The 13,763-nt window shown below is 66.4% G+C and carries 13 protein-coding genes; 5 read left to right on the top strand and 8 right to left on the bottom strand.

Going from position 1 to position 13,763, the window contains the following annotated elements; translation table 11 throughout:
* Window positions 1-46: 46 nt before the first annotated feature.
* Both KIG99_RS00865 and KIG99_RS00870 read left to right on the top strand, forming a co-directional pair.
* Window positions 47-943: a DMT family transporter gene (locus KIG99_RS00865; protein WP_226458337.1), complete on the top strand. Its 897-nt coding sequence runs from the start codon at window positions 47-49 to the stop codon at window positions 941-943.
* Window positions 943-1,695 (top strand): M90 family metallopeptidase, encoded by a 753-nt coding sequence (locus KIG99_RS00870; protein WP_226458338.1) that lies wholly within the window; start codon window positions 943-945, stop codon window positions 1,693-1,695. The genes KIG99_RS00865 and KIG99_RS00870 overlap by 1 nt, the downstream gene beginning before the upstream one ends.
* Here the strand turns inward: KIG99_RS00870 and KIG99_RS00875 are convergent.
* Window positions 1,692-2,174 (bottom strand): nucleoside 2-deoxyribosyltransferase, encoded by a 483-nt coding sequence (locus KIG99_RS00875; RefSeq protein WP_226458339.1) that lies wholly within the window; start codon window positions 2,172-2,174, stop codon window positions 1,692-1,694. The genes KIG99_RS00870 and KIG99_RS00875 overlap by 4 nt on opposite strands.
* A gap of 110 nt (window positions 2,175-2,284) precedes the next feature.
* Here KIG99_RS00875 and KIG99_RS00880 point away from each other — a divergent pair, with 110 nt between their 5' ends.
* Together KIG99_RS00880 and KIG99_RS00885 are read left to right on the top strand one after the other, a co-directional pair.
* Window positions 2,285-2,578: a hypothetical protein gene (locus KIG99_RS00880; protein WP_226458340.1), complete on the top strand. Its 294-nt coding sequence runs from the start codon at window positions 2,285-2,287 to the stop codon at window positions 2,576-2,578.
* Between the two features lie 47 nt (window positions 2,579-2,625).
* Window positions 2,626-4,089, top strand: a complete 1,464-nt coding sequence (locus KIG99_RS00885; RefSeq protein ID WP_226458341.1) for a DegQ family serine endoprotease — start codon at window positions 2,626-2,628, stop codon at window positions 4,087-4,089.
* 58 nt (window positions 4,090-4,147) lie between these two features.
* Here the strand turns inward: KIG99_RS00885 and KIG99_RS00890 are convergent, their stop codons facing one another.
* The 5 genes from KIG99_RS00890 to KIG99_RS00910 form a co-directional block, all read right to left on the bottom strand.
* The gene (locus tag KIG99_RS00890; RefSeq protein WP_226458342.1) at window positions 4,148-4,846 is read right to left on the bottom strand and encodes a YecA/YgfB family protein; all 699 of its coding nucleotides are present in this window, start codon (window positions 4,844-4,846) and stop codon (window positions 4,148-4,150) included.
* A 119-nt stretch (window positions 4,847-4,965) separates the two neighbouring features.
* Window positions 4,966-5,535: a nucleotidyltransferase family protein gene (locus KIG99_RS00895; RefSeq protein ID WP_226458343.1), complete on the bottom strand. Its 570-nt coding sequence runs from the start codon at window positions 5,533-5,535 to the stop codon at window positions 4,966-4,968.
* Window positions 5,532-6,533, bottom strand: coding sequence for an XdhC family protein (locus KIG99_RS00900; RefSeq protein ID WP_226458344.1), 1,002 nt, complete (start codon window positions 6,531-6,533; stop codon window positions 5,532-5,534). Before KIG99_RS00900 ends, KIG99_RS00895 begins: the two co-directional genes overlap by 4 nt.
* Before the next feature lie 13 nt (window positions 6,534-6,546).
* Window positions 6,547-8,736 carry a xanthine dehydrogenase family protein molybdopterin-binding subunit gene (locus KIG99_RS00905; protein WP_226458345.1) on the bottom strand — a complete coding sequence of 730 codons (2,190 nt, stop codon included), beginning with the start codon at window positions 8,734-8,736 and terminating at the stop codon, window positions 6,547-6,549.
* A gap of 11 nt (window positions 8,737-8,747) precedes the next feature.
* Window positions 8,748-9,206, bottom strand: coding sequence for a (2Fe-2S)-binding protein (locus tag KIG99_RS00910; protein ID WP_226458346.1), 459 nt, complete (start codon window positions 9,204-9,206; stop codon window positions 8,748-8,750).
* Window positions 9,207-9,387: 181 nt separating this feature from the next.
* Between KIG99_RS00910 and KIG99_RS00915 the strand changes: the two genes are divergently transcribed.
* The gene (locus KIG99_RS00915; RefSeq protein ID WP_226458347.1) at window positions 9,388-10,320 is read left to right on the top strand and encodes an AraC family transcriptional regulator; all 933 of its coding nucleotides are present in this window, start codon (window positions 9,388-9,390) and stop codon (window positions 10,318-10,320) included.
* Between the two features lie 145 nt (window positions 10,321-10,465).
* Here the strand turns inward: KIG99_RS00915 and KIG99_RS00920 are convergent, their stop codons facing one another.
* Both KIG99_RS00920 and KIG99_RS00925 read right to left on the bottom strand, forming a co-directional pair.
* Complete coding sequence (locus KIG99_RS00920; RefSeq protein WP_226458348.1) at window positions 10,466-11,788, bottom strand: sigma-54-dependent transcriptional regulator; 1,323 nt, start codon at window positions 11,786-11,788, stop codon at window positions 10,466-10,468.
* Window positions 11,789-11,791: 3 nt separating this feature from the next.
* Window positions 11,792-13,717, bottom strand: a complete 1,926-nt coding sequence (locus KIG99_RS00925) for a sensor histidine kinase (RefSeq protein WP_226458349.1) — start codon at window positions 13,715-13,717, stop codon at window positions 11,792-11,794.
* Window positions 13,718-13,763: the final 46 nt, after the last annotated feature.

The raw sequence follows: 13,763 nt of genomic DNA on the forward strand, positions 1-13,763 counted from the left end.
GATATCCGCTCTGAAAGGCCTCTCCCGGCTCAGGCATAATCCCGCCATGACTGCAAAACACCACAACTTCCTGACCAGCCCCTACCTCTTGCTGACCCTGACCGCACTGTTCTGGTCGGGCAACATGGTGATCGGCCGCGGCGTGCGCGCCGATGTGCCGCCGATGGCCCTCGCCTTCTGGCGCTGGGCGATTGCGCTGCTGCTTGTCCTGCCGCTCGCACTGCCACACCTGAAAACGCAGTGGCCGCAACTGAAACAGGGCTGGAAGCCGGTGCTGCTGCTCGGCGTGCTCGGCGTCGGCTGCTACAACACCTTCGCCTACATCGCGCTGCAATACACCTCGGCGACCAATGCCGTGCTGCTCAATTCCTTCATCCCGGTCGCCACCATCGCGATTTCCTGGGCCTTCCTCGGCAAGCACCTGCGCCGGATCGAAGGCATCGGCGTGCTGATCTCGCTATGCGGCGCGCTGACCATCGTCGCGCACGGCGACTTCAACATCCTGCTGCATCTCAACCTCAATCTCGGCGACGTCTGGATGCTCGGCGCCGTGCTGGTCTGGGCGATCTACACGGTCGGTCTCGCCTGGCGCCCGGCCGGCGTGCATCCGATGCTGATGCTCGGCGCAATGACCGCGGTCGGCCTGCTCGCGCTGACCCCGGCCTATCTCTGGGAAATCGCCGGCGGCCGGCAGATCAACCTGCACGCAGCATCACTCGCTTCGATTGCCTACGTCGGCGTCTTCCCGAGCTTCGTCGGCTACATTTTCTACAACCGCGGCGTCGCCGAAGTCGGCGCCAACAAGGCCAGCCTGTTCATCCACCTGATGCCGGTCTTCGGCACCCTGCTCTCGGCCCTGTTCCTCGGCGAAATCCCGTACTGGTACCACTACCTCGGCATCGCGCTGATCTTCACCGGCATCTGGCTGACCACGAAGAAATAATGGGCCTCTTCGACTGGCTGCGCGGCCGGCGCCGCCCCGAGATTGCCGCCGACCTCTGGGCGCAGACCGTGGCCGGTCTGCCCTTTCTCGCCGTCCTGACGGTCGACGAGCAAAAAAGGCTGAAATTGCTCGCCGAGGAATTCCTCGCCGAAAAGGAATTCAGCACCGGTGGCGGCCTCGAATTGAACGACGCGATGTGCGTCGCGATTGCCGCCCAGGGCTGCCTGCCCATCCTCGAATTCGGGCTGAGCGCCTATCGCGGCTGGGTCGGCATCGTGATTTACCCGGACGAGTTCGTCGTACCCCGGCAAATGGCCGACGAGGACGGCGTCGTGCATGAATACGACGACGTGCTCTCCGGCGAAGCCTGGGAAGGCGGGCCGCTGATCATCTCGTGGCGCGACGCGCAGATGGCCGGCGACGGCTACAACGTAGTCATCCACGAATTCGCCCACAAGCTCGACATGCTGAATGGCGAAGCCGACGGCATTCCTGCCTTGCATGCCGGCTTACCGGTCGACCGCTGGGAAAAGGTGTTTTTCGCCGCCTGGGAAGACTTCTGCCAGCGCGTGGACAGCGGCGAGGAAACGCGCATCGATCCCTACGCCAGCGAGCATCCGGCCGAGTTCTTCGCAGTGCTCAGCGAAAATTTCTTCGAGCAGCCAGCGCTGCTCACCGCCGAATATCCCGAGCTCTACGCCCTGCTGCGCGACTATTACCGCCAGGACCCGCTCGCCCGACTCGCCGCCTAGCCGGCGTTCAACAGCGCCAGCGCCTCGCCCAGACCACCGACCACCAGGCGCACCGGCACCGCCAGCATCAGGTTGAGCGGCAGGCCGAAATCCTCGACGCACAAGCCGTCGCGGTCGACTGCCCGGCCGTCGCGAATGTCCAGCGGCGCCCCGGCCAGACGGGCGACGCGCTCGGTCGTTCCTTCCGCCACAGCAAGATAGCCGAATACCGGCTTGCCCAGCGCCAGCGCAAAGCCGACCTCGACACAGGTGCCGGAATCCGGCTCGCAGCCGCGAAACGGGTTGAGATTGGCAAGCACCGCATCGGCGGCGCGGATCAGCCCGATATTGGCGTAATAAATGCCCGCCGCCGTCGTTTCGACACCATCGAGCGGGACCAGCGCCTGATGTCCGGCAGCATGACACGCACGGCGCGCCTCTTCGGCCCAGGCGAGGGCATCGGGACGAAAGACATCGGGACCGGCGAGGTAGATTTTCATGGGATTACCCTTGGCAACATCGTGATACAAACCGTCGCAAAAAGGGTACTTGAAAATCCGGCGTTCTGGGCAAACATGGCATCTGTGCTTTTTTTGCAGAGGACCCCGCCATGCTGATCACCGATCCCCGGCAAGCGACAAGCATCGCCAATTTCATTGCCACCTCGCGCACCTACCTCGGCCTGCCCGAGCGGCGCCAAGTGGCCCGTTCCCCGCTCCACAACCTGCGCTGGGCCATCCTGCGCCTGGCCCTGCTCGCTGGCGGCAGCGGCGCCCTGTTCGGCGGCGCTGCCATGGCCGAGAACGACACCCGCGCGGTACGTGCACCAAGCGCTGCCACCCAGCTGGCCAGCGTCGAAGTCGACCGCCGCCAGACGCGCAGCAGCCTCGAACAGATGCCCTGAACCACGATCACCGGATTTTCCACAAAGACAAAATGGAGAAAGCAGCCATGCCTGTACGCAAACTGAAACTCACCGTGATTGCCCTGGCCCTGAGCGCCGCCCTGGGCGGCGCCTACTCGCTCGGTCACGTCCAGACGATCAGCGAAGCCAATGCCGCCACCCCGCCCGCCCCGGTCGCCGCAACGCCGGTCATCGCGCCGGGCGCCGCCCTGCCCGACATGGGAACGATCGTCGAGCGCAACGGACCGGCCGTGGTCAATATCAGCGTCACCGGCTCGCGCAAGACCGGCAACAACCAGGCTGACCAGTTGCAGATCGACCCGGACGATCCCTTCTACGAATTCTTCCGCCGTTTCCGCGGCGCCCAGCCGCGCGGCGGCGAAACGCCGGTGCGCGGCCAGGGCTCCGGCTTCATCGTCACCAGCGACGGCACCATCCTGACCAACGCCCACGTCGTCGAGGGCGCCGAGGAAGTCACCGTCAAGCTCACCGACAAGCGCGAATTCAAAGCCAAGGTCAAAGGCCTCGACAAGGCGAGCGACGTCGCCGTGCTCAAGATCGAGGCCAGCAACCTGCCCACCGTCAAGATCGGCAGCGCTGCCAACACGCGCGTCGGCGAATGGGTGCTCGCCATCGGTTCGCCCTTCGGCTTCGAGAACAGCGCCAGCGCCGGCATCGTCTCGGCCAAGTCGCGCACCCTGCCCGACGGCAGCTACGTGCCCTTCATCCAGACCGACGTCGCGGTCAATCCTGGCAACTCGGGCGGCCCTCTGTTCAACATGGCCGGCGAAGTGATCGGCATCAATTCGCAGATTTACTCGCGCAGCGGCGGCTACCAGGGCCTGTCCTTCGCCATCCCGATCGAGGTCGCGATGGGCATCGAAAAGCAGATCGTGACCAGCGGCAAGGTGCAGCGCGGCCGGCTCGGCGTCACCATCCAGGACATCAACCAGTCGCTGGCCGATTCCTTCGGTCTGAAAAAGCCCAACGGTGCACTGGTCAGTTCGGTCGAAAAAGGCAGCCCGGCCGCCAAGGCCGGCCTCGAACCGGGCGACGTCATTCTCGCCATCAACGGCCGCGAAATCGCCGGCTCCGGCGAACTGCCTGCCATCGTCGCCGGCATGGCTGCCGGCGAGACGGCCAAGCTGCAGATCTGGCGCAACGGTGCCAGCCGCGTCATCGAAGCCAAAGTCGGCAGTTTCAGCGAACCCAAGGTGGCGAGCAACGACAGCGCCGAACCCAACAAGGGCCGGCTTGGTGTCGCGGTCCGTGCCCTGACGCCGGAAGAGCAGCGCCGCGCCGAGCTCAAGGGCGGCGTGCTCGTCCAGGATGCGAGCGGCGCGGCTGCCCGCGCCGGCATCCAGCCCGGCGACATCATCGTTTCGGTGAATGGCGAAGCGGTGAGCAGCACCGAGCAGTTGCGCCAGTTGGTCAGCAAGGCCGGCAAGCGCGTCGCCATCCTGGTCGAGCGCGGCGACTCGCGCCTGTTCGTACCGGTCGACCTCGGCTAAAAGCCGAAAAGCAAAAGGGCCGCTCGACGAGCGGCCCTTTTCGCATGCCGGATCCGGATCAGTTCAGCTTTTCCGGCGAACCGCAGCATTGCTTGTATTTGCGACCGCTGCCGCAGGGGCACGGATCGTTGCGACCGGACTTCGGCTCTTCGCGCTTGACCGTGCCGCCGGCGCGCTTGTTGCGCCAGAAGTTGTACAGCGTCTGCACGATGACCGGCAGGTTTTCCTGGATGTCGGCAACCAGGCGGGCTTCTTCGGCCGGCGCAAACCAGCGCTCGCCGCTTTTCTCGACGTCTTCCTTGAGCATGCCGTTCAACAGGAACATCGGTTCAAGCAGCTCGGACAGGTCGTCGGCATGCTTGCCGGCCAGCTCATACCAGTCGCCGGCCATGCCGGCCCCGAACACGTAGGAATCGGCCCAGGCGGCGTAGTCGTAGTCTTCGCACTTTTCGTCGAGCGGATAGAGCACCGGCGACACGGTTTCATCGGCGAGCAGCGCGGCGGCGATGTCGTTGTTGAGGCGCATCAGCAGTTCGACCGCTTCGCCGAGGATGGGATCGCCCTCGGCCGAGGCCATGCCTTCGCCCAGCACTTCCGGCAACCAGGCGGTCGGCGGCACGGCCACCGGTCCACTCACGATGGCGCACAAAATGGCCTGGATTTCGTCGAGGCGCATCGCATCGCCATTGAAAATATTGGCTTCAAGCAGTTCTTCGAGACGATCGAGATCGGCATCGTTCAGGGGGGTCGGGTTCATTCTTGGATCTATCTTGTGGCAATCGGACAATCATAGCCCAGGCGGCGCCTGTCGTCAGGCCCTATGTCGCCGGCCGGCCACCGGTCGACCGCAAAAAACGGGCAATTTTGCCCACCGGCTCAGGCGAGATCGGCGGGCAGATCGACGTCGAACAGCACTCCGGGATCATCGACCGGACAGCGCACCAGCTCGGCTGCGCCCGCCTGCACCAGTTGGCGCGCGCCGGCGTCGCCGCTCAGGGCAAGCAGTTGTTCGCGCCAGCGCGCGGCAAAACCGACCGGATGCCCGGCCTGCCCGCCATGTTCGCTGCGCGCGAGGCTCGCGCCGGCGTGCAGCGCGGCGAGCACGGCGCGATGCGAGGCAACCTGCAGGCGCGGCATGTCGGCCAGGGCGACCAGCCAGCCCGCCGCATCCGGACTCGCCGCAACGCCGGCTGCCAGACTATGCCCCATGCCGAGCTGCGCAGCCGGCGCCCTGACCACCTCACACCCGGCGGCTGCAAGCAGTTCGGCGAGTAGCGCATCCGCCGGGCGCACGACAGCGATCACCGGCACGCCCGCCTGACGCAACTGGCTGGCGGCGACCACGGCCATCGCGCGGCCGTCGGCCAGGCGTTGCAACCGCTTGTCGCTGCCGAAACGCCGGGCGAAACCGGCGGCGAGCAGGATGCCGACGACGCCCCGGCTCATCCGACGCGGCAGGCGTAAGGATCGGCCTCGCGCGCCGCGCCGGCCGTCACCGGCTGCACCGAGTTCTTGACCGCAGTCATCTCGGCCAGGATGGAGACGGCGATTTCCGGCGGCGTGCGGCTGCCGATCGGCAGACCGACCGGCCCGTGCAGGCGCGCCACCTCGGCAGCGGTCAGGTCGAAATATTCGAGCAGGCGGGCGCGCCGCTTGTCGTTGTTGAGCTGCGAACCGAGCGCCCCGACGTAGAAGGCCGGCGACTTGAGCGCTTCGAGCAGCGCCATGTCGTCGAGCTTGGGGTCGTGGGTCAGCGCCACCACGGCACTGCGCGGATCGAGCGCCAGTTCGTTGACCACGTCGTCAGGCATACCCGCTACGCGCTCGGCGCCGGGCACGTCCCATTCGCCGGCGAACTCCTCGCGCGGATCGCAGACCAGCACGCGGTAGCCGAGCGCCTGCGCCATGCCCGCCAGGTAACGCGAGATCTGCCCGGCGCCGATGATCAGCAGGCGCCAGGCCGGGCCGTGCGGCGTGCTCAGCGTCGCGCCGTCCCAGGCCAGCGCGTCGCCGGCGGCACCGGCGTGAATGACCACCCGGCCGCTCGCCAGATCGAGTTCGCGGCGGACCAGTTGGCCGCCGGCAATGCGTTCGGCGAGCGCGTCAAGGGCAGCACAATCCGGCGCCGACTCGACGACCAGCTCGAGCGTACCGCCGCAAGGCAGGCCGAAGCGGTGCGCCTCGTCCTGCGTCACGCCGTAGCGCACAACCTGCGGTAGCCCATCGGAAAACTCGCCGACCAGCTTGCGCCGGATCAGGTCGTCCTCGATGCAGCCGCCGGAAACCGAGCCCTGCACCATGCCATCGTCGCGCAGGATCATCCAGGCGCCGGGCGGGCGCGGCGCCGAGCCCCAGGTCCGGGCCACGGTGACCAGCGCGAAGCGCCGCCCTTCGTTGGCCCAGCGCCTGGCGGCGGCGAGCACCTGCGTATCCAGGCTATCCATGTCCGCCTCCCGCTCAGGCCAGCAGGTCGGCCGGCCGGATCGGCAACCGATGCACGCGCTTGCCGGTCGCCGCCGCGATGGCATTGGCGACGGCCGGCGCCACCGGCGGCACGCCCGGCTCGCCGATCCCGGTCGGCGGCGCCGCCGAAGGCACGATATGCACTTCCACCTTCGGCATCTCGCCGATGCGCAGCGGCGCGTAGCCATCGAAATTACCCTGCTCGACGCGCCCTTCCTTAAGCGTGATTTCACCGTGCAGCACGGCCGACAGCGCGAAGCCGATGCCGCCCTCGACCTGCGAGCGGATGTTGTCCGGATTGATCGCCGTTCCGCAGTCGACCGCGCAGACCATGCGATCGACCTTGAGGCTGCCGTCTTTACTGACCGTGACCTCGGCGACCTGGGCAACGATGCTGTGGAAGGATTCGTGGATGGCGATGCCGCGACCACGTCGTTCCCCGGCCTTGCCGGCCTTGAGCTTGGTTCCCCAGCCAGCCTTGTCAGCCGCCAGCTTGAGCACGGCGAGATAGCGCGGGTGGGCCGCCAGCAACTCCTGGCGCAGGGTAAGCGGATCCTTGCCGGCAGCGGCCGCGACCTCGTCGAGGAAGGCTTCGGTCGAAAAGGCGGTATGCGAGGAACCGACCGAGCGCCACCACAGCACCGGCACGCCGATATCGGTCGGCGTATGCAGGTCGACCGTCAGATTGGGAATGGCATAGGGCAGATTGGCAGCGCCTTCGACCGAAACGTGGTCGATGCCGTCCTTGACCATCATCGCCTCGAACGGCGAGCCGGCCAGGATGGACTGCCCGACCAGCCGGTGTTTCCAGCCGACCAGCTTGCCGCTGCCATCAAGCGCCGCTTCCAGGGCGTGATGGAAAAGCGGCCGGTAATAGCCGCCGCGCATGTCGTCCTCGCGCAGCCAGACCAGCTTGACCGGCGCCCGGCCATTGATCGCCTTGACGATGTGCGCCGCCTCGAGCAAGTAATCGGAATGCGTCGATGCGCGCCGGCCGAAACTGCCACCGGCGTACAGCATGTTGAGTTTCACCTGTTCCGGCTTGAGGCCGAGCAAATGCGCGAGATTCCCCTGGTCGACCGTCTGGAACTGCTCGCCATTCCAGACTTCACAGGCATCGGGCTTGAGCTGGATGACGCAGTTCATCGGCTCCATCGCGGCATGCGCCAGATAGGGAAAATCGTAACTCGCCCTGACCACCTTGGCCGGCGCTGCGAAAGCGGCAGCGACATCACCTTCCTTGCGAGCCACCAGGCCGGGCGTCTTGGCCAGTTCCTTGTAGCGGGCGAGGATCTCGTCGCTGCCCAGCTTGAAGGCGGCACTGTCGTCCCAGGTCACCAGCAGCGCATCGCGACCAAGCTTGGCGCTCCAGGTGTCTTTGGCGAGCACGGCAACGCCTTGCGGAATCTGCACGACATCGACCACGCCCTTGATCGCCCGGGTCTTGCTCGCGTCGAAGGCCTTGACCGTGGCGCCGAACTGCGGCGGGTGCGCGACGACGGCGACCAGCATGCCGGGCAACTGCACGTCCTGCGTGAATTTCGCCGTGCCATTGGTTTTGTCGGCCGAATCGCGCCGCTTGGCGGTCTTGCCGATCAGCTTGAAATCCTTCGGATCCTTGAGTTTGACCTCGCTCGGCACGGCTTCCTTGGCGGCCGCTTCGGCGAGTTGCCCGAAGCTTGCCGAACGCTTGCTGGCCGGGTGAGTCAGCTTGCCCGCCTCGACCACGATTTCGTCCGCTGCCACCTGCCACTGCCGCGCCGCTGCCGCAACCAGCATCGCCCGCCCGGCGGCACCGGCCTGACGCATCTGCTGCCAGGAATTGGCCATCGCCGTACTGCCGCCGGTGCCCTGGATCGGCCCCATCAGCAGGTTGTTGTAGCGCTTGGCATCGGCCGGAGCGCCCTCGACGCGCATCTGTGCCCAGTCGGCATCGAGTTCTTCGGCAAGGAGGGTGGCGAGGCCGGTGTAGGTGCCCTGCCCCATTTCAAGGTGCTTGGACAGCACTGTCACCGTGTTGTCGCTGCCAATGCGCAGGAAGGCATTGGCTTCGAAGGTCGCCACCGGCATTTTTTCAGCCGTTGCTGCGGCCACCAGGGACGGCAGGCAGAAGCCCAGGGTCAGGCCGGCGCCGCCCTGCAGGAAACGGCGGCGGCTCAGGTTTTCAATGTTCATTTCACGCATGCTGATTCTCCTCAAGCCAGGCTGCGGGCAGCTTCGTGGATGGCGGCGCGGATCCGGACATAAGTCGCGCAGCGGCACAGGTTGCCGGACATGGCGGCGTCGATGTCGGCGTCGCTCGGCTTGCGGTTCTGGCGCAGCAAGGCAACGGCGCTCATGATCTGGCCGGACTGGCAGTAACCGCACTGCACGACGTCGAGCTTGCGCCAGGCCGCCTGCACCGCCTTGCCGACCCGCTCGGCCTCGACCACCTCGATGGTGCTGATCTTGCGTCCGACCACCGCCGAGACCGGTGTCGAACAGGCGCGCAGCGGCGAGCCATCGACATGCACGGTACAGGCGCCGCACAGGCCCTGGCCGCAACCGTACTTGGTACCGGTCAGTTGCAGCGTGTCGCGCAAGGCCCAGAGCAGCGGCGTCTCGGGATCGACATCAAGCCGGACCAGCTTGCCATTTACATTGAGTTCAATCATCACGGGAATCCTCGGTGGGGTTGATCTGCCGGCGGTACCTGCCACCGACGCCATGGGCAGAGTTTGGGGCCGCCGGCCGGACAGGCGCTAACCCAAAACTGCGAACTTATTGCCTGATCCTCCAGAAACGCAGTTCGCCCCCTCGCTGAAAAAGGACAAAGCAGCTACGCTGGCGAACACCTTGACCTTGCTTGTGACCATGCCCAACCGGATTGATTCCCGCACCCCGCACCAGTCGCCCCTGGCCGACCTGATCGACCGCCACTGCCCGGGCGATGGCAACATCACGACGCGCGTCCCGGGATTGCTGTTGTTCCGCGGCAGCTGCGTCAGTTCGCCGACCTGCACGATCGCACTTTCCGCCTTCGGGATGATGGCCCAGGGCGCCAAGCGGATCACGCTGGGCGACGAGGTCTTCGATTACGATGCGCGGCATTACATCGTCTCATCGGTCGACCTGCCGATGGCGGCACAAATCACCCGCGCCTCGGCCAGCGAGCCCTATCTCGGCCTGGCGGTCGCCCTCGACCCACTGAAGATTGCCGAAATCTGCAACCAGCTGCCGGCGCTGCCGCGCAGCGAATCCGGCGTCGCCCGCGCCCTCGCCGTGGCGCCGCTGGAAGCCCGCGTCAAGGACGCCGCGCTGCGCCTGGCCAGCCTGCTCGACACGCCGGACGACATCCCGGTGCTTGCCCCGCTGATCGAGCGCGAACTGCTTTACCACCTGCTCAGCGGCCCGCTCGGCCCACGCCTGCGCGACGCTGCGGTAAGCGGCAGCCACAGCCACCAGGTGGCGCGCACCATCGGCTGGCTACGGCAGAACCTGGCGCAGCCGATCCGCATCGACGACCTGGCCGGCATCGCCAACATGAGCAAGTCGTCGCTGCACCATCATTTCAAGGCGCTGACCGCGATGACGCCGCTGCAGTACCAGAAGCAGCTGCGCCTGCAGGAAGCCCGCCGCCTGATGCTGGCCGAACGCCACGATGCCGCCTCGGCGGCGCACCGCGTCGGCTACGAAAGCCCGTCGCAATTCAGCCGCGAATACCGGCGCATGTTCGGCACCCCGCCGGCGCGCGACATCGCAGTCGTGCGTCAGGCCGAAGGCAACTGAGTAAAGCGGAAAAGACGCGCCGATTGCAGGAAGGCGCGGATATATATCCGGCCGCCGGCGCCAAAAGCGATCAGATTGTGCCCGATCACCTTGCCGGCATCCTGGTGCGGCGCATCGCTCCCGCTGCGCGCAGTGCCAGGGTCGATCAGATCAAACCGTACTTCTTCAGCTTGTCGTGCAGGGTCGTGCGGGCGATCTTGAGGGCTTCGCTGGTACGCGCGATGTTGCCTTCCTGGCGGGCGAATTCGCTGGCGACCAGGCCGCGCTCGTAATTCTCGACGGCCTCGGTCAGCGATGGCACGGCATTACCGCAGCCCGGCGCCATGCTGTCGCGACTGATGCCGAGGGCGTGGCAGTCGGCAGCATTGCGCAGTTCGCGGATGTTGCCCGGCCATTCCTGCGCCATCAGGCGATGCAGGTAATCGCTGGTCACCGGCGGCGGTGGCCGGTTGTAGCGCTTGGCGGCCTGCAGCAGGAACTGGTCGTAGAGCGCCGGGATGTCTTCGCGGCGTTCGCGCAGCGGCGGCAGTTCGATGCGCACGACGTTGAGGCGGTAATACAGGTCGGCGCGGAAGCGACCCTGATCGGAGGCCAGCTTGAGATCTTCCTTGCTCGCCGCGACGACGCGACAGGAAACGGGAATCTGCTGATTGGCGCCGAGGCGCTCGATGACGCGCTCCTGCAAAACGCGCAGCAGCTTGATCTGCATGTTCATCGGCATCGATTCGACTTCGTCGAGGAAGAGCGTGCCGCCGCTGGCGTATTCGATCTTGCCGATGCGCCGCTTCTGGGCGCCGGTGAAGGCGCCCGATTCGTGGCCGAAGAGTTCGCTGTCGAGCAGGTTGTCGGCCATGCCGCCGCAATTGATCGCGACGTAGTTTTCCTGCGCCGCCTGCGACAGGTCGTGCAGGCAGCGCGCCACCATTTCCTTGCCGGTGCCGGTTTCGCCGAAAATCAGCACGTCGACCGCTGCGTCGGCGACATCGAGAATCAGCTGGCGCACCCGCGCCATCTGCGGCGAACGACCGATCAGGCGGGCTTCGAGATCGTCGCGATGATCGAGGCGGCGGCGCAGGGCTTCGACTTCGAGGACCAGCTCGCGTTTTTCCAGCGCGCGGCGGACGACATCGACCAGATCGCCGGTCGAGAACGGTTTCTGCATGAAATCGTAGGCGCCGCTGCGCATGGCTTCGACCGCCAGGGTCACGTCGCCGTGGCCGGTGATGATGATCACCGGCAGGTCCGGATCGAGCTGCACGACCCAGCGCAACAAGGCCATGCCGTCGATGCCGGGCAGACGCATGTCGCTCACCACGACGCCGGGATAACCGGCCTGCAGCAGACGCTGCGCCTCTTCCGCCGAACTCACCGCCGTGACGGCGATGCCGGCCAGTTGCATGGCCTGCTCGCAACCGAGACGAACATTCGCATCATCTTCGACAAGCAGGACGGAGAGCTGGGGTTTCATGGCCTAAACCTTTTCAGTGACAGGATTGGCGGCCGGAACCGCCGGCAACAGGATAACAAAACGCGCGCCGCCGCCGGGCGCCGGACCGGCCATCAGGTCGCCGCCGAAGTCGCGCAGGATGTCGCGCGAAATGGTCAGGCCGAGACCGAGGCCCTCGCCCGGCTGCTTGGTCGTGAAAAACGGTTCGAACAAATGTGCCAGCGCTTCTTCGCTGAAGCCGAAACCACTGTCGCTGACCGCCAGCGCGACCTGGCCGGAACTGGCGCGCTCGGCGCTGAAGGAGAGGCTGCGCACCGGCTCGTCGGCCATGGCGTCGAGGGCATTGCCGATCAGGTTGACTAGCACCTGCTGCAGGCGGTTCTGGTCGCACCACGCAATCCAGGAATCGGCCGAAAATTTGCGGTCGACCGCTACGCTCATCTTTTTCAGGCGCGCCTCGAACAGGAAGAGCGCGGCATCGACCGCCTGCGCCACATCGACCGCCACCGACAGCGCCGGCGACTTGCGGGCGAAAGTCTTGAGCGGCGTGATGATGCCGCCGGCCTGTTCGGCAAGCTGGCCGACGATGCCAAGATTGCGCTCGGCCGTCGCCAGATCGCCGCGATGCATGAACTCGACGGCATTCGCCGACAAGGTACGAATGGCACCGAGCGGCTGGCTGAGTTCATGCGTGATGCCGGTCGCCATCTGGCCGAGCACGGCCAGCTTGGCGGCCTGCACCAGTTCGTCCTGGGCGGCGCGCAGGGTCTGCTCGGCACGCTGGCGCTCGGCGACTTCGCGCTGCAGCCCGGCCACCGCCTCGGAGAGATCGGCAGTGCGTGCCGCGACATTGCGTTCCAGCTCCTGGTTGGCCTGTTCGAGCATCAGGCGGGTTTCTTCGCGACCGCGCGCCAGGCGCCGGCGCTGGCTGAGAAAGAGTAGCCAGAGCAGCAAACAGCCGATTGCCGCAGCGGCCAGCGCGGCATGCGTCGATGCCTGCACGGCGACCGGGCGCAGGTCGGAAAAGACGATGATGCGCCAGGCGGTGCCCGGCAGATGGCGGCTCAGCGCGAGATAGGAGCGCGCGCCCTGGAGCGGCCCGGAAACGCTTTTCAGCTCGCGCGACAGGTGGACCACGGCGCCGTCCTGGGCGGCATCGATGGCGATATCGAGCGAGGTGGCGCCGAGCGGCTGGCCGGCAAACTGTTCGCGGCTGATGCGCGCCAGTTCTTCCGGTTTTTTTGGTTGCAGCGTCGCGTAACGCCACTCCGGCGGCGAAGCGAGCAGCACGATGCCGTTCGGGTCGACGATCAGGGCCGGCGCATCCTGCCCCAGCCAGCGCCGCTCCAGCTCGTGCAGGCTGGACTTGACGACGGCGACGCCGATCACCTTCCACTCCTGCTGCTCGTCGCGGATCGGCAGCGCGAAGAAATAGCCCGGCTCCTTGCGCACATTGTCGACCGCGTAGTGCCGGCCCGGCACGCCGGCCACCGCGCCGCGAAACAGCGGCATGTAGGAAAGGTCGGCACCGAGCAGGTTGTCGGAGAAAATCCAGTCGCTCGAGGCGACCACCTTGCCGCTCGTATCGAGGACAAAAATGACCGGGCCGCCGAGGTGGTCGTTGAGCTTTTGCAGGAAGCGGTTGGCGGCGCCCTGCAGCCGCTCCTGGCGCCCGGCCGGGGCGCGCAGCAGGGCCAGCACGTCGGGATTGAGTTCGACGGCGCTGGGAATCGAGGCGTGCCGCGTCACTTCGCTGTCGATCGCGGCGGCAAGAATGTCCAGCTGGTGGCTGGACTCGTCGCGCATCTGCCCGAAGCCCTGCTTTTCGGAAACCCGGTAGGCAAACAGCGCCGTCACCAGCAGCAGCACCAGCACGGCCATCACCCCCAGCGCGCGGTGCGGCTGCGGCAAGGCAACGGGGATGGAGGTGCTGCTTTCGGTCATGTTCATCGAGAAAGCGGAAACCCGCCAGGCGGCGGGAAAAATGGCCGATCCG

Source organism: Quatrionicoccus australiensis (assembly GCF_020510425.1).
Lineage (GTDB): Bacteria > Pseudomonadota > Gammaproteobacteria > Burkholderiales > Rhodocyclaceae > Azonexus > Azonexus australiensis_A.